Source organism: Xanthobacter pollutisoli (genome assembly GCF_040044995.1).
Lineage (GTDB): Bacteria > Pseudomonadota > Alphaproteobacteria > Rhizobiales > Xanthobacteraceae > Xanthobacter.
This window is the reverse complement of sequence record NZ_JBDZDP010000003.1, coordinates 154,761-171,856: the sequence shown is the minus strand read 5'-3', so window position 1 is coordinate 171,856 and position 17,096 is coordinate 154,761. Positions and strand designations below refer to the sequence as shown.

Genomic DNA, 17,096 nt, shown 5'->3' with positions numbered 1-17,096 from the left:
GGCTTGGGGTACTCTGGTAGCCGCACGACCGGTGCGGCGGCCACTTTTTCCCGCCAAGCGGGCGATCGCGGGCCTGGAAGGCTTCCATTGCAGCGTACCGCTCCGTTAGCTTCTGCTCGGCCCCATCCGAGCGCGAGCAGTCCGTGACACCCCACCGCAAGGTCCATGCCCTCGTTGACGCTATCGCCGCCGGCGACCTGCGCGCCTTCGAGGAGCTGTACCGGCTCACCAGCCCCAAGCTGTACGGGCTGCTGCTGCGCCTGCTGCGTCGTCCGGAGCTCGCAGCCGAGGCCATGCGGCAGGCCTACCGGCGTGTGCGGGTCGAGGCGCACACCCTGCGCGCCAATGAGGATCCGGTGTGCTGGATGGTGGCCATCGCCCGCGCGTGCGCCCTCGACATGGCGTGGCGCCGTCCGGTGGGGGACGCCTTCGAGCCCTTCGATGCCGCGCAGCGCGGCCGCGATCCGCTCGCCTCGCCCCACCGCAGCCCGGCGCTGACGCGGCTCCTCACCTGCCTCGGACGGCTGCCGGAAGAGCGCCGGCGGATGATGCTGCTGGCCTTCTACGACGGCTGGAGCTGCGAGGCGCTCTCGGTCTATTTCGACGCGCCGGTGGCGGCAATCCGCTCCTGGATGGGGCGCAGCGTGTCCCAGCTCGGCGACTATCTGGCGCGGCGGCCATGATCGCCTCCTCCGGCGCGCCGCCGGGTTCTCACCCCTCCGAGGCCGATCGCATCCTCGCCGCGGAATATGTGCTCGGCACCCTCGATCGCGAGGAGCGCCGCCAGGTCCGGGCGCGCTGTGCGTCCGATCCGCCATTCTTCTCTCTGGTGCGGCTGTGGGAGCGGCGGCTCTCGCCGCTGCACGAGCTGGCGGTGCCGGTCATTCCGCCCCCCGACATCTGGCGCGCCATCTCCGCCGACCTTCGTGTCGCCCCGCCGGTTCCGCGGAACACGGCGGCGCGCGGTGCCGCACCGGTGGCCGAGGGTCCGCGCCGGTCGGCGGGCTCGGATGGGCGTCCGGCGCGCACCGGCGAGCGCCCGGGGAAGGGGGCCGTGGCGCGGGTGCGACGGCTGCTCGGTATCGGCATGGGCATGGATGGGGGCAAGCCTGCCGCCGCCACCGAGCGGCGCGCCCGGCGCAGCCATTTTCCTCCGCCCGAGGCGCCGGCAAAGCGGGTCTCCGCCGACCTTCTGACGCCGGAGGGGCGCACCCTCGGCGGCGCCATCCGCGAGGCGGTCGCCGCCGGTCTGCTGCCCCAGGCCGCGCCCGATCCGGCGCCGCCCCCGCCGCCGCGGCCGGCGGATGCCGAAGCGCGGCTGCCCCCGCCGCTCAAGCTGGTGACGCCGCCGGTCCGTCCGCGCCCGCCGCCCGAGCCGCTGAAGCCGCCGCCCGCCTTCATGTTCCTGGAGCCGGACCCGCCTCCCTCCCCACCGGACGAGTCCGCGGCCGAGCCGTCCCCCGCCGGGGCAGACGCTGCGTCCGCTTCAGTGGCGCCCACGCCCGCGCCGGATGGAGCCGCGCCGTCGCTGCCGTCTGCGTCGGCAGACGGCGACGTGATTTTTGCGGCCAGCGAACCAGCCCCGGCCGCGGTGGAGCGCGGCGGAGAAGCCGCGTCGCCGGAGCCGAAAGATCGGGGCGAAGGGAGCCCGGTGGAAACGGCAGCCGACGCGCTCGCCGGACTTGCCCCGCCGCCCGCCGAACGCGAGGCGCCGGTCACATCGCCGGATGTTGAGCCTGCGCCCGAACAGGTCGTGCCGCCGGCCGAGGCTTTCGTGGCGGACACATCCTCGTCCCAACGGGAGCCTGACCCGGCAGGGAGCACGGCAGCGCCGCTTGCGCTGCCGGCGCCCGCGCCGGTGTCGGACCCTGGCACTTCGCTTTCCCCCGAACTGGCGCCTTCGGAAGCTCGCTCCGGCGAACCGGCCGTTGTGGAGCACCCGTCTGCCGATCCGGCTGTGGGGGAGGAGGCGACGCCCTTGCCGGGCTGGGCGGCGGAGGTCGCGTCCGGGGAGGTCTCGGCCCTGCCGGAGGACTCGGAGGCGGGGCTCGTCCCCGTGCCGCTGAGCGCGCCACCTGCGCCGCGGGCCGTCCCGTGGCGGAGCGTGGCCCTGGGGCTTGCCGGTCTCGTCATCGCCCTCGGCGGCGTTCTGGCCTATCGCGAATGGTTCTGGCCGGGGGGCGGCCAGTGGATTGGCGTCATGCAGCCCGAGGCGCTGCCGGCGGTGGTGGTGCGCCTCGACCCCGACAGCGGCGTGGTGTTCGTGCGGGCCTTCGCGCCGCCCCCGGCCGAAGGCGAGGTCTTCCGGCTCTGGATCGTCACCCCCGCGGCGGGCACGCACCTCGTCGGCAGCTTCTCCGCCGGGCTGTCCGCGCGCCTGCCGGAGGTGGCCGCCATCGGCCGCAGGGGTCTTACGTCGGCCGAGCTGGTGGTGACGCGCGAGCCGGCTGAGCGGGCGGACCCAAAGACCGCCGGACCCGGCGGGAGCGTGCTCTATCGCGGTCGTCTCGTACCGGAATGACCGCTCGGGCCACGCAATGCTCACGGACGACAGTGGGAGAGATCAGCGCGAGGGCTGCGCCGCAAGGCCGGGGCCGACGATGGCGTGGCTGGCGAAGTCGGCATCGGCGAGCGCGACCCGGTTGCGGCCCAGCGCCTTGCCCGAATAAAGCGCTGTGTCGGCGGCGTTGATGAGGCTTTCGATGCTGTCGCAGCCGGGTCGCCCGGGCACATAGGTGGCGGCGCCGACGGTGAGGGTCACGCCGATCTCGCGCCCGGCGACGCGCCCCAATTGCTCCTGAACCAGCTGGCGCAGCCGCTCGGCGGTCACCAGGGCGCCTGCCGCATCCGCCCCCGGCAGGAGGATGCAGAACTCCTCGCCGCCGTGGCGGCCCACCACGTCCTGCGGCCGCAGGGCGCGGGGCACGATGGCGGCAAAGCGCTTCAGCACCAGATCGCCCACGTCGTGGCCGAACCGGTCGTTCACCGACTTGAAGTGGTCGAGGTCGGCCAGGAGCAGGGAGAAGGGCTGTCGACGGGTGCGCGCGGCCTGCATCATCCCGGCGCCGCTGCGCAGGGTCGTGCGGCGGTTGAACAGGCCCGTGAGGTCGTCCACCGAGGCGAGTTTCTCGAGCACCATGAAGAGGCTCCCGAAGGTCCAGCCGATCGCCAGCACGAGACCCGCGATCACCGTCACCACCTCCACCAGGCTCTTCTGTTCGTCGGCATGGGGCAGCAGGCCGAGCTGCGCCGCAATGGCGCGCATCACATAGCCTGCAGCGAGGCAGATCAGCACCATGGAGCAGCCGAGCCGCGAGATGATCGGCCCACTCCCCGGCGTCTCCATCAGCGCGCGGGCGGCGAATGCGCTCCAACCCGCCACCAGGATCGACATGATGGTGACGCGATCCGTCAGATGGTCGCCCGAGGCGAGGGACCAGGCGAGGCCGAGCACCCCTGCCGACGCGACCACCGCCACGGAGGTGAGCGCCATCGGTCGATCGTCGAAGGCGCGGATGCCGCTGTAGATCAGCCCCATGCCCAGCAGGATGCAGGCGTTGCCGATCAGCACGCTCGGCGCCAGTCCCACTTGCGGACGCGCCGCGATGAACACGCACCCGGCGGTGAGGAAGAGATTGGCCAGAGCCCAGGCGAACAGACAGGAGGCCTGCAACCGCCATCCCGCCATCAACTGGAGGCCGGCCAGCATGGCGCCCACCAGTGCCGACACGGACAGGACGGTCTGGACCTGAAAATCCATCAAAACGACCCCTCCCCGCAGGGGCATGCACACGCAAGCTGGATGGTGATGGGATACATGCGCCTATAGCGAGCAGTCCCGCAAGGCGGTTGAAAGCGCGTCCGGGCGCATTTTTGTTTCCGGATCGGCACCGGATACGAAATATCCCTCCAGCACGCAAGGCGCCGCTGGGGAAGGAGCGTGCGCGGTGTGGCGCCCTCGCTATGATGCGGGGCCGCCGGCCCGCCTCGGGCCGTCGCGCCGCTGCCGCGAGGAGATCCATGGCCGATCCGAACCGTCCCCGCCCCGTCGACCGTGCGCTCGATCCGAGCTTCCGGCACGGCCAGTCGACGGAACCCAATTATTCGGGCGTCACCTCCTTCCTGCGGCGGCGCTACGCGCACGACGGTGGGGGCGCCGAGGTGGTGGTCTGGGGGGTCCCCCTTGACGTGACAGTGTCGAACCGGCCGGGCACGCGGTTCGGGCCGCGCGCCCTCAGGGCCGCCTCCTCGATCCTCGACGGCGACCCGTTCTATCCCTTTGGCTTCGACCCGTTCGAGACGCTGGATGTGGCCGACGCCGGCGACTGCGTCTTCGATTATGGACTGCCTGCCGGCATTCCCGGCGCCATCGCCGCACAGGCTGCCGCGCATTACGCACGCGGCAGCCATCTCGTCACCCTCGGCGGGGATCACTTCCTCACCTATCCGGTGCTGCGCGCCCTCACTGCGCGCATCGGCGAGCCGGTGGCGCTCATCCAGTTCGATGCTCACCAGGATACCTGGGACGACAACGGCGAGCGGGTCGACCACGGCACCATGATTACCCGCGCCGTGCGGGACGGGCTGATCCGGGTGGACCGCTCCATCCAGGTCGGAATCCGCACCCATGCGCCACACGCTTATGGCATCGAGATCGTGCACGGCCTCGTGGCCGGCGACATGGGACCGGCGGCCCTGGCGGAGCGGATCTGCGAGCGGGTGGGCGACGCCCCGGCCTATCTGACCTTCGATATCGACGCTTTGGATCCGGCCTTCGCCCCCGGCACCGGCACGCCGGTCTGCGGCGGGCTCTCCATGCGCGAGGCCATCGCCTGCCTGCGCCGCCTCGGCGGGCTGGACCTGAAGGGCTTCGACGTGGTGGAGGTCTCGCCGCCCTACGACCACGCCGAGATCACAGCACTTGCCGGCGCGACGCTCGCCTCGCTCTATCTCTGCCTCCTGGCGGAGCGCAAGGAAATGGGCCGTCCCATCGCGCCCTGACGCAGCGGCTGCGGCGTTCCGGCGCTTGGCGCGCCGGGCGCGCGGCCTTGTCCGGACCTGGCGGATGTGGGACAGCCTGCCCACCGCCGACGGGAGCTGAACACCATGGGGAACCGGCCGAAGGCTTCCGCTTATGCCTTGCCCGCGCTGGGCCTGCTGCTGGCGCTGATGTTCCACCTGCACCCGGAGCTCGCGCCCGGCGGGCGGGGCCTGCTGGTGGGCATTTTTTCCGTCTTGGCCGTGGCGCTGCTGTGCGGCTCGGCCTTCTCCACCGTCAGCCACGCGGACGTGGTGGCGGCGCGTCTTCGCGAGCCCTTCGGGACGCTGCTGCTGACCTTCTCGGTGACCATCATCGAGGTCTCGATCATGGCCTCCATGATGCTGAACGGCGAGAACAACCCGACCCTCGCGCGGGAATCGGTTCTGTCGGTGCTGATGATCGTCAATACCGGCATCGTCGGGCTGTGCCTGCTGCTCGGCAGCATCAAGCATCGCGAGCAGACCATCCAGCAGCAGGGCGTGTCCGGTTATCTCTCGGCGATGATCGCGCTCGGCGTGATGCTGCTGATCCTGCCCAGCGAGACCCGCGCGGGTGCAACCGGCACCTTCTCTCCCGTGCAGCTCGCCTACATGTCCATGATCGCGCTCGCGCTCTACGCGGCCTTTCTCTACATGCAGACGGTGCGCCACCGCGAGCATTTCGCGACCCAGCCGGAAGGCCATGCCGAGCCGAAGCCGAAGGCCCGGGCGTTCCTCCTCGCCTTGTTCATGCTGCTCGCGAGCCTCGCGGCGGTGGTGTCCCTTTCCCGCAACGTGGCGGAGACCTTCGAGCACTTCCTCGGTCAGTTCCAGCTCGAGGATCCCGACGCGGTAATCGGCGCCCTGGTCGCAACGCTCATCCTGCTGCCCGAAGGCATCAGCGCGGTGCGGGCCGCTGCGCGCAACCATCTCCAGCATTCGTTGAACATCGCACTCGGATCGGCGCTCGCCACCGTCTCCCTGACCATTCCGGCGATGGCGTTCATCAGCGTCATCATCGGCCGTCCCATGGTGCTCGGCCTCGACAACGAGGACCGCACCATGCTGCTCCTCACCTTCGTCCTCGCCATCCTGTCCTTCGGCACGGGCCGGACGAACGCGCTGAACGGCGTGGTCCACCTCATCGTCTTCTGCGTCTACGTGATGCTCCTCTTCCTGCCTTGAGGGCGCCCACAGGCCGCGACGTGGCGGGCCGGTGGACATCGGGCGGGGCGGATGGCATGTTCCGCGCGACTTGAACGAGGCCCGGGCCGTGAAGAACTTCCTGCTCTACATCTTCACCTGGTGGAACAAGCAGACCGTCGGCACCATGCTGTGGACCCGTCGGTTCGGCGAGTTCGTGGGCGAGGACGAGTTCGGCAACCGCTACTACCGCACCGCGGGCGGGAAGGTGGACCCGACGCTCGGCTTCGAGCGCCGCTGGGTGATCTATCCGGGCTATGCGGAGGCCACCACGATCCCCTCCGGCTGGTGGGGCTGGATGCACCATCGGGTGGATACGCCGCCGGTGGACGAGAGCTACACCCCGCGCCCGTGGCAGAAGCCGCACCGCCGCAACATGACCGGCACGCCCGGTGCCTACCGCCCCAGGGGCTCGGTGCTGGCCGGCGGGCTGCGTCCCCGCGTCACCGGTGACTACAAGGCCTGGACGCCCGGCGAATAGGCCCGTCCTCGGGTCGGCCGCCGCCGAAGCTGCCTTGCCGCCGCCCGATTCGGTCGGTCAGAAGAGGCCGGGCCGGGATTGTCCTTCGGCCGCGCCGCCATTCCACGGGTTCTTGTCCTGATGCGCCTTTCGAGCACCGTTCCGCTGCTGGCCGCGGCTCTTCTCGCCGCCGCGATGCCTGAGGCGATGGCGCAGGGGCGCAACACGATCGAGCAGATGCCGCTGCCCCCGCCGGGCACCGTGCCGGTCCAGCGCCCGCCCGTGGCGGCGCCAGTCCAGCGTCCGGCCGCGCCCGGCGCCGTTCAGCGCGGCCCGGCGCCGCAGCTGCCGCCCGGCACGCAGCCGGTCCCGCCGCCCCCCGCCGGGACGGCGGGATCGGAGGACGGCGACGTGGTGGTGGTGCAGCCTCCGGCCCAGAAGATCCCCAATGCCTTCGCGGTCTATGCCGGCCTCGACAAGATCACCGGCCGCATCACCTCGTTCGACGTGGCGATCGGCGAGACCGCCCAGTTCGGCGCGCTTCAGGTGACGCCCCGGGTCTGCTACACCCGGCCGGCCACCGAGACGCAGAACACCACCTCCTTCACCGAGGTGAACGAGGTGACGCTGCAGGGCCAGGCCAAGCGCATCTTCACCGGCTGGATGTTCGCCGCGAGCCCGGGCCTCCACGCCGTGGAGCACCCCATCTACGACGTGTGGCTGATCGGCTGCAGGGCCTCGGCCCCGGTGACGGCGCGCGGCCAGCAATAGAAATCGCCCTCGGCCTGGAGCGCGTGCTCCAGCAGGCGGTGATAGTGCCGACGTGAGACTTCCAGCGCACCGAACGTCTTCAGGTGGCTGGTGACGAACTGCGTGTCCAGCAGCCGAAAGCCCCCGGCGATGAGCCGCCCCACCAGATGCACCAGCGCCACCTTGGACGCGTCCCGCTCGCGGTGGAACATGCTCTCGCCGAAAAACGCCCCGCCGAGCCGCACGCCATAAAGCCCGCCCACCAGTTGCCCGTCGCGCCAGGCCTCCACCGTGTGGCAGCGGCCGCGGGCGAACAATTCGCCGTACAGCCGGCGGATGCGCTCGTTAATCCAGGTCTTGTCCCGCCCCTCCTGCGGCTCGGCGCAGCCGTCGATGACCGCTTCGAAATCGTGGTCGACCCGCACCTCGAACTTGTCGGCGCGGACCGTGCGGGCGAGGCGCGAGGAGAGGTGGAAGCCGTCGAGCGGAATGATCCCGCGCCGCTCAGGCTCGATCCAGTAGAGGCCCGGGTCGTCGGCACTCTCGGCCATCGGGAAGATGCCGCAGGCGTAGGCCTTCAGCAGGACGTCAGGGGTGATCTCGACGATCTGGTCGCTCGGCCGGCTCATGACGGGCCAGTCTAGCAGCAAATCCAGCACCCGTGTGGCGCGGCGCGGCCCGCGCGCAAGCTTGGCCGGCTCAAGAGGCGCTCCGGGAAGGGCTGTGCGACCGTTTGACACGGGCCGGAGCGGTCCCCGCGCCCGGCACGACGCTCACCCGCGGGACAGGAAATTCCCGATGCGCGCCACCGCCTCCGTCATGTCCGGCGCCGATCCGGCGTAGGAGATGCGCAGGAACTGCCGCCCTCGGAACGGGTCGAAGTCCACCCCCGGCGTCGCGGCCACGTGGGCGGCGTCGAGCAGGCGACGGGCGAAGGCCGCGGAATCGTCGGTGAAGTCGGACACGTCGGCATAAAGATAGAAGGCGCCGTCCGCCGGCAGGAAGCGGGAGAGCCCGGCCTTGGGCAGGCCCTCGGTGAGGATGCGCCGGTTCTCCACATAGGTGGCCTTAACCTGCTCCATCTCCGCGCGGCCCTCGAAGGCGGCGTCGGCGGCGATCTGGGACAGGGTCGGCACCGAGATGGAGAGGTTCTGCTGGAGGCGCTCCATGGTCCGCGCGGCGCCCGGCGGAACCACCATCCAGCCGACGCGCCAGCCGGTCATGCAGAAGTATTTGGAAAAGGAGTTGATGACGGTCGCGTCGTCGCCGATCTCCACCGCGCTCACCGCCGGGAAGGCGTAGTCGAGGCCGTGGTAGATCTCGTCCGAGACGAAGGCGAGGCCGAGATCGCGGGCGAAGGCGTAGAGCGTGCTCAGCGCGGCGCGGTCCATCATCGTGCCGGTAGGATTGGCGGGGCTCGCCACCAGAACGCCCTTGAGCGGCGTGCTGCGATGGGCCTCCAGCAGCCGCTCGGGCGTGAGCGCATAGCGATCCTCGGCATGAGTCTCGATGAGCACCGGCTCGCAGCCCAGCGCCGACAGGACGTGGCGATAGGGCGGATAGCCCGGCGCGGCGATGGCCACGCGGTCGCCGGCCTCGAACAGAGCGAGGAAGGCGAGAATGAAGCCACCCGAAGAGCCATTGGTCACAACGATGCGCTCGGGATCGACGGCCACGGCGTGCCGCTCGGCATAGTGGCGGGCGATGCGCGCGCGCAGCGCCGGAATGCCGAGGGCGGCGGTATAGCCCACCTGGCCGGCCTCGATCGCCGCTGCCGCTGCCCGCCGGGCCACCTGCGGGGCGGGCGCCGCGGGTTGCCCTACCTCCAGATGGATCACGCGGCCGCCTTGGGCCTCGATGCGGGCGGCATGCTCCATCACGTCCATGACGATGAAGGGCTCCACCGCGCTGCGGCGGGAGAGGCGGACGGGGTGGGGAAGGGGATCGCGCATCATGTCCGGTGCCCGGGTTCTTTCTTGTCGAGGCGGAGCGGGGCTGCCCCCGCGCTGCCGTGCTGCCGCCTTATTCTGCCTGTCCCTGAGACGGGTTCGCCCCAACGTGAAGGCCGGCGCATTGACCTCGCGTCCCGTGGACGCCAGTGTCCGGCAGTCTCGTAGCCTGTGTGCCGGGGCGAGCCAAGGTGCGAACCGCAGCCAGCGGAGCGCCACGCCGCGGGAGGTCGTGCGCCGAAGTCTCGCGCGCAGCCCCGGGGCGCGACTCAGCTGGCGAAAGGAATGGATCCGAGCCGAGCAGCAATGCACAAGTTTCTGCCCAAGCCTTTCCCCATGCCTTTCCGCGGGCCGCGGCGCACGTCCGCCTTCTCTCGTGTGCCGGCCCTTCTTGCGGCCGCGGGCCGCGCCCTCTGCCTTGCCGCCGCCGTGGCGCTGCCGTTCCAGGCCGCGCTGGCGCAGGAGGGACCCGGCCAGAAGCGCACGTCCACCATCCGCGACACCGAGATCGAGGCGCTGCTCGCCGACTACACCCGCCCGGTGCTGAAGGCGGCGGGGCTTGGCCAGCAGAATGTCGAGGTGGTGCTGATTTCCGAGCGCTCGTTCAACGCCTTTGTCGCCGACGGGCGGCGGATCTTCGTGAATACCGGTGCGCTGGTGGACTCCGTCACCCCCAATCAGATCATCGGCGTGCTCGCCCATGAGACCGGCCACATCGCCGGCGGCCATCTCGCCCGCATGCGCCAGCAGATCGCCGGTGCCCAGACCATGGCCATCGTCGCGATGCTGCTCGCCGCCGGAGGCGTCGCCGCGGGTGCAGCCAGTGGCATGAGTGGGCGCGACGTGGGCAACGTGGCTGGCGCCGCCATGTCGGCCCCCCAGGAAATGATCCGCCGCTCGCTGCTGACCTATCAGCGCGGCGAGGAATCCGCGGCGGACCGCTCGGCGGTGAAATATCTCGATGCCACCGGCCAGTCCTCCAAGGGCATGCTGGAAACCTTCGAGCGGTTTCAGAACGACCAGCTCTTCATCAGCCAGCGCGTCGACCCCTACATGCTGAGCCATCCCATGGCGCGCGAGCGCATTGCCGCGCTGGAGCAGCTGGCCAAGGCGAGCCCCTATTACAATACCAAGGACTCGCCCGCCCTCCAGGCGCGCCACGACATGATGCGCGCCAAGCTCATCGGCTTCATGGAGCGGCCGGAGGTGGTGGCAAGACGGTATCCGCCGTCAGACACGTCCATGGCCGCGCAATATGCCCGCGCCATCTCGGCCTATCGGTTCGGAAATATCTCCTCCGCTGTCGCCCAGATCGACGCACTGATCGCCCGCGATCCGTCCAATCCCTATTTTCAGGAGCTGAAGGGACAGGCGCTTCTGGAGGGCGGCCGTCCGGCCGAATCGGTGGCGCCGCTCCGCAAGGCGGTGCAGATGACCAATGGCGCGCCGCTAATCCGCTCCATGCTGGGGCAGGCGTTGGTGCAGTCCGGCAATCCGTCCAGCACTCAGGAGGCCATCCGCGAGCTGATCCAGGCGACCCAGCGCGATCCCAACTCGCCTTCCGCCTGGCGCTCTCTCGCCATGGCCTACGGACGTGCCGGCGACACCGCCAACGCGGATCTTGCCGCCGCCCAGGGCAATTTCGCCGCCGGCGAGTTCAAGCTGGGCCGCGAACTTGCCGCCCGCGCCCGCCTGAAGTTTCCGCAAGGCTCGCCGGGCTGGCTGAAGGCCGATGACCTCGTCAACTTCAAGCCGCCAGCCAGCGCTTCCAACCAGCAAAACCAATAGACCTTTGAACCGAACTCAATCTCAGGAGAACTTCATGCCCCCGCTTATGGGCCAGGCCCACACCGGCTTCCGGCGCTTCGCCGCCCGCGCGATTGCGCTGGGGCTAGCCGCCGTTTCGGCCGTCGTCCTCGTGGCGACCCCCGCCTCGGCCTTCACCGACGAGGAGAAGAAGGAGCTCGGCACCATCATCCGCGAGTATCTGATCCAGAATCCGGAAGTGCTGCAGGAGGCCATCTCGGTCTTGGAGAGCCGGCAGATGGTCGCCGACGCCGCCCAGCGCAGCAAGGCTGTTGCCGACATGAAGCAGCTTCTGTTGGATAGCCCGCGCGGCATCGTGGTGGGAAACCCCAAGGGCGACGTCACGCTGGTGGAGTTCTTCGATTACAATTGCGGATACTGCAAGAAGGCGCTCACGGACCTTCAGGACCTCATCAAGCAGGATTCCAACCTGCGGGTGGTTCTGAAGGAATTCCCGGTGCTGGGTCAGGGCTCCGTGGAGGCGGCGCAGGTGGCGGTGGCCGTGCGTCTCGCCGCGCCCGAAAAGTATATGGCTTTCCACCAGGCGCTTCTCGGCGGCCGCGGTCAGGCCGACCGGGCCAAGGCGCTTGCCGCCGCCAAGGACGTGGGCATCGACCCCGCCCTGCTGCAGAAGCAGTCCACCTCGCCCGAGCTGAACGCGACGCTCGACGAGAACATGAAGATCGCCGAGGCCCTCGCCCTCAACGGGACGCCGTCCTACGTGGTGGGCGATCAGGTGGTCATCGGAGCTGTCGGCCTCGACAAGCTGAAGACCGCCATCGCCGAGACCCGCAGCAAGAAGGCCGGCAAGTAATGGGCCGCAAGCCGGGCGGGCCCGGTGGCCAGCCCGGCTGACGTGCGAGGCGCGGCGCGCCGCCCGCTCTTTCCATCGGGGCCGCGCGCCCCTATAAGGCTGCGACCCGGCCGAAGGGGCCGGTGGCAGATCACGCACGGATGCCTGATACCATCCACGTCCTGAACGGGCCAAACCTCAACCTTCTCGGCACGCGCGAGCCCGGCATCTACGGCGCGGCGACGCTCGCCGACGTGGAGGCGCTGTGCCATGCCGAAGGCGCGGCCCTCGGCTTCGAGGTGGTGTTCCGGCAGACCAACAGCGAAGGCGCCCTGGTGGATCTCATCCAGGCCGCCCGCGGCGCCAGGGGCATCGTCCTCAACGCTGCCGCTTATACCCATACCTCCGTGGCGCTGCGCGATGCGGTGGCCGCGGTGGGGGTGCCCACCATCGAGGTGCACCTCTCCAACGTGTTCGCGCGGGAAGACTTCCGCCATCACTCGTTCCTGTCGCCGGTGGCCCGGGGCGTCATCTGCGGCTTTGGTCCGCAGAGCTATGTGCTCGGCCTTCGGGCGCTCGCCGCGCTGCCGCCACCTCCTTGACCCTAGAACAGCCCTCGCGCGGCCCTGACAGGCCGGCCAGAGCCAGGAAAATCATGAAGCCCTCCAACCCTCTTATCGACACCGCCATCGTCAAGGAGATCGCCGATCTCCTCTCGGGCAGCGACCTCACCGAGATCGAGGTGGAACACGAAGGCCTGCGCATCCGCGTGGTGCGCGCCCCGGCGCCCGTGACCATCGCCCAGGGCGCGCCCTATGGGGCGCCTGTTGCCCCGCACGCCGGCGGCCCGATCGCCATGGCAGCGCCGGCGGCGGCCGAGCCGGCCGACCTCTCCAAGCACCCCGGCGTCGTGGCCTCGCCCATGGTGGGCACAGCCTATCTTGCGCCGGAGCCGGGCGCCGCCCAGTTCGTGGAAGTGGGCGCAAGCGTCAAGGAAGGCCAGACGATCCTCATCGTCGAGGCCATGAAGACCATGAATGCCATTCCCGCGCCGCGTTCGGGAACGGTCACGCGCATCCTCGTGGGCAATGCGCAGCCCGTGGAATATGGCGAGCCGCTGCTCATCATCGAGTAAGCGTCCGGATCAGGCAGGCCAGAGCCGATGTTCAGAAAAATCCTCATCGCCAACCGCGGCGAGATCGCGCTGCGCATCCTGCGCGCCTGCAAGGAGCTGGGCATCGCGACGGTCGCGGTCCACTCCACAGCCGATGCCGACGCCATGCACGTGCGCCTCGCCGACGAGAGCGTGTGCATTGGCCCGCCGCCGGCTCGCGAGAGCTACCTCAATATCCCGTCCCTGCTCGCCGCCTGCGAGATCACGGGGGCGGACGCGGTGCACCCCGGCTACGGCTTCCTCGCGGAGAACGCCCGCTTCGCCGAGATCCTCGCCGACCACAACATCCATTTCATCGGCCCCAAGGCGGAGCACATCCGCATCATGGGCGACAAGATCGAAGCCAAGAAGACCGCCCAGTCGCTCGGCATTCCGGTGGTGCCCGGCTCGGATGGCGGCATCCATTCGGACGCGGAGGCCCATCAGGTCGCGGCCGAGATCGGCTTCCCGGTGCTGGTGAAGGCCGCCGCCGGCGGCGGCGGGCGCGGCATGAAGGTGGCGATGACCGCGGACGATCTCTCCGAGGCCCTCTCCACTGCCCGCACCGAGGCCAAGGCCGCCTTCGGCGACGATGCGGTCTATCTGGAAAAGTACCTCTCCACCCCGCGCCACATCGAGGTGCAGGTGCTGGGCGACGGGCGCGGCCACGCCATTCACCTTGGCGAGCGCGACTGCTCGCTCCAGCGCCGCCATCAGAAGGTGTGGGAAGAGGCGCCGTCGCCCGTCATCACCGCCGCCCAGCGCGCCGAGATCGGCGAGACCTGCGCCGCCGCCATGCGCAAGCTCGGCTATCTCGGCGTGGGCACCATCGAGTTCCTGTACGAGAACGGCCGCTTCTATTTCATCGAGATGAACACCCGCATCCAGGTGGAGCATCCGGTCACCGAGATGGTGACCGGCATCGACCTCATCAACGAGCAGATCCGCGTGGCCGCCGGCGAGCCGCTGACGCTCCAGCAGAGCGACGTGGTGATCGAGGGCCATGCCATCGAGTGCCGGGTGAATGCGGAGCATCCCACCACCTTCCGGCCCTCGCCCGGCAAGATCACGCACTACCACGTGCCTGGCGGCCTCGGGATCCGGGTCGATTCCAACGCCTACCAGGGCTACGTCATCCCGCCCACCTACGACAGCCTCGTGGGCAAGCTCATCGTCCACGGCAAGACGCGGGATGAATGCCTGCGCCGCCTGCGCCGGGCGCTGGACGAGTTCGTGGTGGACGGCATCGACACCACCCTGCCGCTGTTCCGCACCCTGGTGCGCACCCGCGACATCGCCGAGGGCAAGTACGACATCCACTGGCTGGAGCATTTCCTCGCCGAGGGCGAGGGCAAGAAGGCGGGCTGAGGACCAGCTCCGCCTTCGACCCGCTCAGCTGAACGTCGCCGCGCGCTTCAATTGCGCCGCCGCCGCCGCGAGCTCGCGCACCTTGCCGAAATCGCCGGCGCGGATGGCGTCGGTCGGCACCACCCAGGAGCCGCCCACCGCCACCACGCTCGGGAGCGCCAGATAGTCCGGCGCATTGGCCGGGCCGATGCCGCCGGTGGGGCAGAAGCGCAGGTGGGGCAGGGGACCGGCGATGGACTTGAGGAAGGCTGCGCCACCCGAGGCTTCAGCCGGGAAGAACTTCAGCACCTCGAAGCCGAGTTCCGACAGCCGCATGGCCTCTGACGCCGTGGCGCAGCCGGCCATGACCGGGATAGGGATCTCGGCGAAGGCGGCGGCGAGGTCGGGGGTCGTCCCCGGGCTGACGAGGAAGGTGGCGCCGGCGTTCATCGCGGCCGCGATCTGCCCACGCTCGACCACCGTCCCCGCGCCGGGGATGGCGCCTTCCACCTCTGCCGCGATGCGGCGCAGGGCCTCCATCGCGACGGGGGTGCGCAGCGTCACCTCGATCAGCGGCAGCCCACCCTCCACCAGGGCACGGGCGAGGGGCACCGCATCCTCCAGCCGCTCGATGACCACGACCGGGACCACCGGCGCTTTCGCAACCATGGCGAGGGGGCTGGGAAGGCTCATGACGCGTCTCCGTTTAAATCGGTTCAAGCGTAATCCGCCGCCGATGTCGAGCCCGAACCCGCCGCGGGCGCCTCGACAAACTCAGCCGACGTCGAAGGTGACGCCCTGAGCAAGGGGCAGGCGGTTGCCATAATTGATGGTGTTGGTGGCGCGCCGCATATAGGCCTTCCAGCTGTCGGATCCTGCCTCCCGGCCACCGCCGGTCTCCTTCTCGCCGCCGAACGCGCCGCCGATCTCCGCACCGGACGGGCCAATGTTGACGTTGGCGATGCCGCAGTCGGAGCCCGCGGCGGATAGGAAGCGCTCGGCCTCGCGCAGGTCCGTGGTGAAGATCGCCGACGCGAGGCCCTGCGGCACCGCGTTGTTGAGGAGAATGGCGTCCTCGAGGGCTCTGTAGCGGAGCACGTAGAGGATGGGCGCGAACGTTTCCGCAGCCACCGTGTCGGTCTGGAACGGCATCTCCACCAGCGCCGGGCGCGCGTAGAAGGCATCGAGCGCGAATTCGGCGCCCACCCGCTCGCCGCCGGTCACGCCGCCGCCGGCGGCGCGCGCCGCATCGAGCGCCACCTGCATGGCGGCGAAGGCGCCGGCGTCGATCAGCGGTCCCACCAGCGTATCGGGCGCGCGCGGGTCGCCCACGGTCACCGAGGCGTAGGCCAGCTTCAGGCGCGCCAGCAGAGCGTCGTAGATGTCGTCGTGCACGATCAGACGCCGCAGCGTGGTGCAGCGCTGGCCCGCGGTGCCCATGGCGGCGAACGCGACGGCCCGCACGGTGAGGTCGATGTCGGCCGAGGGGCACACAATGGCGGCATTGTTGCCGCCCAGCTCCAGGATCGCCCGGGCGAAGCGCTGGGCGAGGCGCGGCCCCACATGCCGGCCCATGGCGGTGGAGCCCGTGGCGGAAACAAGCGGCACGCGGGCATCGTCCACCAGCGCCTCGCCCGCCTCGCGCCCACCGATGATCACGGTGGAAAGGCCCTGCGGGACGCCGCCGAACCGCTCCGCCGCCCGGCGAAAGATGGCATCCACCGCAAGGGCGGTCAGCGGGGTCTTCTCCGACGGCTTCCACACCACCGCATTGCCGCAGACGAGGGCCAGCGCGGCGTTCCACGACCAGACCGCCACGGGGAAGTTGAATGCCGAGATCACGCCGACGACCCCGAGGGGGTGCCATGTCTCCATCATGCGGTGGTCCGGCCGCTCGGTGGCGATGGTGAGGCCGTGGAGCTGGCGCGAGAGGCCGCAGGCGAAGTCGCAGATGTCGATCATCTCCTGCACTTCGCCGAGCCCCTCCGACGTGATCTTGCCGGCCTCCAGAGTGACCAGAGCGGCGAGATCCGCCTTGGCGGCGCGCAGTTCCTCGCCGAGGAGGCGCACCAGCTCGCCACGGCGCGGGGCGGGAACCTCCCGCCATTGCCGAAAGGCGGCCTCGGCCGTGCCGATGGCTTCGGCCACGGCCGCCGCATCCCTCTCGGCCACCCGGGCGATCACCTCGCCGGTAAGGGGCGAGAGCGCCTCGCGCGGACCTGCGAGGGCGTCCGGGTCAACGCCGAGCCGCGCGAGGAGCGCGCTCGCCGCGCTGGAAATGTCGCCCGTGCTGGGAAAGCTCGCCATGGCCGTCTCCTCTTGATTGCCCCTGTTGTAGCGAGGCCGCAGGCCGGCGGGAACCGCCCGGTGAGGGGTGTGGTTGATTGGGATCGGGACATCCCAACGGAGGCAGCGATGCCGGCGAAATCCAAGGCCCAGCAGATGGCGGCGGGCGCCGCCCTTTCGGCCAAGCGGGGCGAGCGCAAGAAAAGCGAATTGAAGGGCGCTTCCCGCGAGATGGTGGACTCCATGAGCGAGAAGGAGCTTCATGATCTCGCCGCCACCAAGCGCAAGGGCAAGCCCGCTCATGTCGACCGCGACTGAAGCCTGAGGCGC

17 protein-coding genes are annotated in these 17,096 nt (G+C 70.1%); 12 read left to right on the top strand and 5 right to left on the bottom strand.

Features of this window, described 5'->3' with window-relative positions; genetic code table 11:
• Positions 1 to 143 precede the first annotated feature (143 nt).
• Positions 144 to 683 carry a sigma factor-like helix-turn-helix DNA-binding protein gene (locus ABLE93_RS09550; protein WP_348839559.1) on the top strand — a complete coding sequence of 180 codons (540 nt, stop codon included), beginning with the start codon at positions 144 to 146 and terminating at the stop codon, positions 681 to 683.
• Positions 680 to 2,521 (top strand): hypothetical protein, encoded by a 1,842-nt coding sequence (locus tag ABLE93_RS09545; protein ID WP_348839558.1) that lies wholly within the window; start codon positions 680 to 682, stop codon positions 2,519 to 2,521. Before ABLE93_RS09550 ends, ABLE93_RS09545 begins: the two co-directional genes overlap by 4 nt.
• 42 nt (positions 2,522 to 2,563) lie before the next feature.
• On the opposite strand, the gene ABLE93_RS09540 is transcribed toward ABLE93_RS09545, so the two are convergent.
• On the bottom strand, positions 2,564 to 3,760 hold the full coding sequence (locus ABLE93_RS09540; RefSeq protein ID WP_348839557.1) for a GGDEF domain-containing protein: 1,197 nt from the start codon (positions 3,758 to 3,760) through the stop codon (positions 2,564 to 2,566).
• Between the two features lie 260 nt (positions 3,761 to 4,020).
• On the opposite strand from ABLE93_RS09540, the gene speB reads away from it, so the two are divergent.
• The 4 genes from speB to ABLE93_RS26970 all read left to right on the top strand — a co-directional run bounded on the left by speB (position 4,021) and on the right by ABLE93_RS26970 (position 7,453).
• Positions 4,021 to 5,001: an agmatinase gene (gene speB, locus ABLE93_RS09535; RefSeq protein ID WP_348839556.1), complete on the top strand. Its 981-nt coding sequence runs from the start codon at positions 4,021 to 4,023 to the stop codon at positions 4,999 to 5,001.
• Positions 5,002 to 5,106: 105 nt separating this feature from the next.
• Positions 5,107 to 6,204 carry a calcium:cation antiporter gene (locus ABLE93_RS09530; protein WP_348839555.1) on the top strand — a complete coding sequence of 366 codons (1,098 nt, stop codon included), beginning with the start codon at positions 5,107 to 5,109 and terminating at the stop codon, positions 6,202 to 6,204.
• Between the two features lie 88 nt (positions 6,205 to 6,292).
• Positions 6,293 to 6,703 (top strand): NADH:ubiquinone oxidoreductase subunit NDUFA12, encoded by a 411-nt coding sequence (locus ABLE93_RS09525; RefSeq protein ID WP_348839554.1) that lies wholly within the window; start codon positions 6,293 to 6,295, stop codon positions 6,701 to 6,703.
• 120 nt (positions 6,704 to 6,823) lie between these two features.
• The gene (locus ABLE93_RS26970) at positions 6,824 to 7,453 is read left to right on the top strand and encodes a DUF2155 domain-containing protein (protein ID WP_510183002.1); all 630 of its coding nucleotides are present in this window, start codon (positions 6,824 to 6,826) and stop codon (positions 7,451 to 7,453) included.
• Here the strand turns inward: ABLE93_RS26970 and aat are convergent.
• The gene (gene aat, locus ABLE93_RS09515; RefSeq protein WP_348839553.1) at positions 7,390 to 8,061 is read right to left on the bottom strand and encodes a leucyl/phenylalanyl-tRNA--protein transferase; all 672 of its coding nucleotides are present in this window, start codon (positions 8,059 to 8,061) and stop codon (positions 7,390 to 7,392) included. The two genes, ABLE93_RS26970 and aat, sit on opposite strands and share 64 nt — an antisense overlap.
• 144 nt (positions 8,062 to 8,205) lie before the next feature.
• Positions 8,206 to 9,387: a pyridoxal phosphate-dependent aminotransferase gene (locus tag ABLE93_RS09510; protein ID WP_348839552.1), complete on the bottom strand. Its 1,182-nt coding sequence runs from the start codon at positions 9,385 to 9,387 to the stop codon at positions 8,206 to 8,208.
• A gap of 300 nt (positions 9,388 to 9,687) precedes the next feature.
• Between ABLE93_RS09510 and ABLE93_RS09505 the strand changes: the two genes are divergently transcribed.
• The 5 genes from ABLE93_RS09505 to accC all read left to right on the top strand — a co-directional run bounded on the left by ABLE93_RS09505 (position 9,688) and on the right by accC (position 14,501).
• Entirely contained in the window at positions 9,688 to 11,169 is a 1,482-nt protein-coding gene (locus tag ABLE93_RS09505; RefSeq protein ID WP_348839551.1) for a M48 family metalloprotease, read from the top strand.
• 34 nt (positions 11,170 to 11,203) lie between these two features.
• On the top strand, positions 11,204 to 12,001 hold the full coding sequence (locus tag ABLE93_RS09500; protein ID WP_348839550.1) for a DsbA family protein: 798 nt from the start codon (positions 11,204 to 11,206) through the stop codon (positions 11,999 to 12,001).
• 140 nt (positions 12,002 to 12,141) lie between these two features.
• Complete coding sequence (gene aroQ, locus ABLE93_RS09495; protein WP_348839549.1) at positions 12,142 to 12,582, top strand: type II 3-dehydroquinate dehydratase; 441 nt, start codon at positions 12,142 to 12,144, stop codon at positions 12,580 to 12,582.
• A gap of 53 nt (positions 12,583 to 12,635) precedes the next feature.
• A complete protein-coding gene (accB, locus tag ABLE93_RS09490; RefSeq protein ID WP_348839548.1) occupies positions 12,636 to 13,115 on the top strand; it encodes an acetyl-CoA carboxylase biotin carboxyl carrier protein in 480 nt (159 codons plus the stop codon).
• Positions 13,116 to 13,142: 27 nt separating this feature from the next.
• The gene (accC, locus tag ABLE93_RS09485) at positions 13,143 to 14,501 is read left to right on the top strand and encodes an acetyl-CoA carboxylase biotin carboxylase subunit (protein WP_348839547.1); all 1,359 of its coding nucleotides are present in this window, start codon (positions 13,143 to 13,145) and stop codon (positions 14,499 to 14,501) included.
• 24 nt (positions 14,502 to 14,525) lie between these two features.
• On the opposite strand, the gene eda is transcribed toward accC, so the two are convergent.
• Together eda and amaB are read right to left on the bottom strand one after the other, a co-directional pair.
• Positions 14,526 to 15,173, bottom strand: a complete 648-nt coding sequence (gene eda / locus ABLE93_RS09480) for a bifunctional 4-hydroxy-2-oxoglutarate aldolase/2-dehydro-3-deoxy-phosphogluconate aldolase (RefSeq protein ID WP_348839546.1) — start codon at positions 15,171 to 15,173, stop codon at positions 14,526 to 14,528.
• A gap of 81 nt (positions 15,174 to 15,254) precedes the next feature.
• On the bottom strand, positions 15,255 to 16,787 hold the full coding sequence (gene amaB, locus ABLE93_RS09475; protein ID WP_348839545.1) for an L-piperidine-6-carboxylate dehydrogenase: 1,533 nt from the start codon (positions 16,785 to 16,787) through the stop codon (positions 15,255 to 15,257).
• Between the two features lie 108 nt (positions 16,788 to 16,895).
• Here amaB and ABLE93_RS09470 point away from each other — a divergent pair, with 108 nt between their 5' ends.
• Positions 16,896 to 17,084 (top strand): DUF3008 family protein, encoded by a 189-nt coding sequence (locus tag ABLE93_RS09470; RefSeq protein WP_348839544.1) that lies wholly within the window; start codon positions 16,896 to 16,898, stop codon positions 17,082 to 17,084.
• Positions 17,085 to 17,096 lie beyond the last annotated feature (12 nt).

Excerpts from the sequence above, each read along its gene's own strand:
- ABLE93_RS09545 (WP_348839558.1), top strand. The coding sequence starts at position 680 with ATGATCGCCTCCTCCGGCGCGCCGCCGGGTTCTCACCCCTCCGAGGCC.
- ABLE93_RS09540 (WP_348839557.1), bottom strand. The coding sequence starts at position 3,760 with ATGGATTTTCAGGTCCAGACCGTCCTGTCCGTGTCGGCACTGGTGGGC.
- speB (WP_348839556.1), top strand. The coding sequence starts at position 4,021 with ATGGCCGATCCGAACCGTCCCCGCCCCGTCGACCGTGCGCTCGATCCG.
- ABLE93_RS09530 (WP_348839555.1), top strand. The coding sequence starts at position 5,107 with ATGGGGAACCGGCCGAAGGCTTCCGCTTATGCCTTGCCCGCGCTGGGC.
- ABLE93_RS26970 (WP_510183002.1), top strand. The coding sequence starts at position 6,824 with ATGCGCCTTTCGAGCACCGTTCCGCTGCTGGCCGCGGCTCTTCTCGCC.
- aat (WP_348839553.1), bottom strand. The coding sequence starts at position 8,061 with ATGAGCCGGCCGAGCGACCAGATCGTCGAGATCACCCCTGACGTCCTG.
- ABLE93_RS09510 (WP_348839552.1), bottom strand. The coding sequence starts at position 9,387 with ATGATGCGCGATCCCCTTCCCCACCCCGTCCGCCTCTCCCGCCGCAGC.
- ABLE93_RS09505 (WP_348839551.1), top strand. The coding sequence starts at position 9,688 with ATGCACAAGTTTCTGCCCAAGCCTTTCCCCATGCCTTTCCGCGGGCCG.
- ABLE93_RS09500 (WP_348839550.1), top strand. The coding sequence starts at position 11,204 with ATGCCCCCGCTTATGGGCCAGGCCCACACCGGCTTCCGGCGCTTCGCC.
- aroQ (WP_348839549.1), top strand. The coding sequence starts at position 12,142 with ATGCCTGATACCATCCACGTCCTGAACGGGCCAAACCTCAACCTTCTC.
- accB (WP_348839548.1), top strand. The coding sequence starts at position 12,636 with ATGAAGCCCTCCAACCCTCTTATCGACACCGCCATCGTCAAGGAGATC.
- accC (WP_348839547.1), top strand. The coding sequence starts at position 13,143 with ATGTTCAGAAAAATCCTCATCGCCAACCGCGGCGAGATCGCGCTGCGC.
- eda (WP_348839546.1), bottom strand. The coding sequence starts at position 15,173 with ATGAGCCTTCCCAGCCCCCTCGCCATGGTTGCGAAAGCGCCGGTGGTC.
- amaB (WP_348839545.1), bottom strand. The coding sequence starts at position 16,787 with ATGGCGAGCTTTCCCAGCACGGGCGACATTTCCAGCGCGGCGAGCGCG.
- ABLE93_RS09470 (WP_348839544.1), top strand. The coding sequence starts at position 16,896 with ATGCCGGCGAAATCCAAGGCCCAGCAGATGGCGGCGGGCGCCGCCCTT.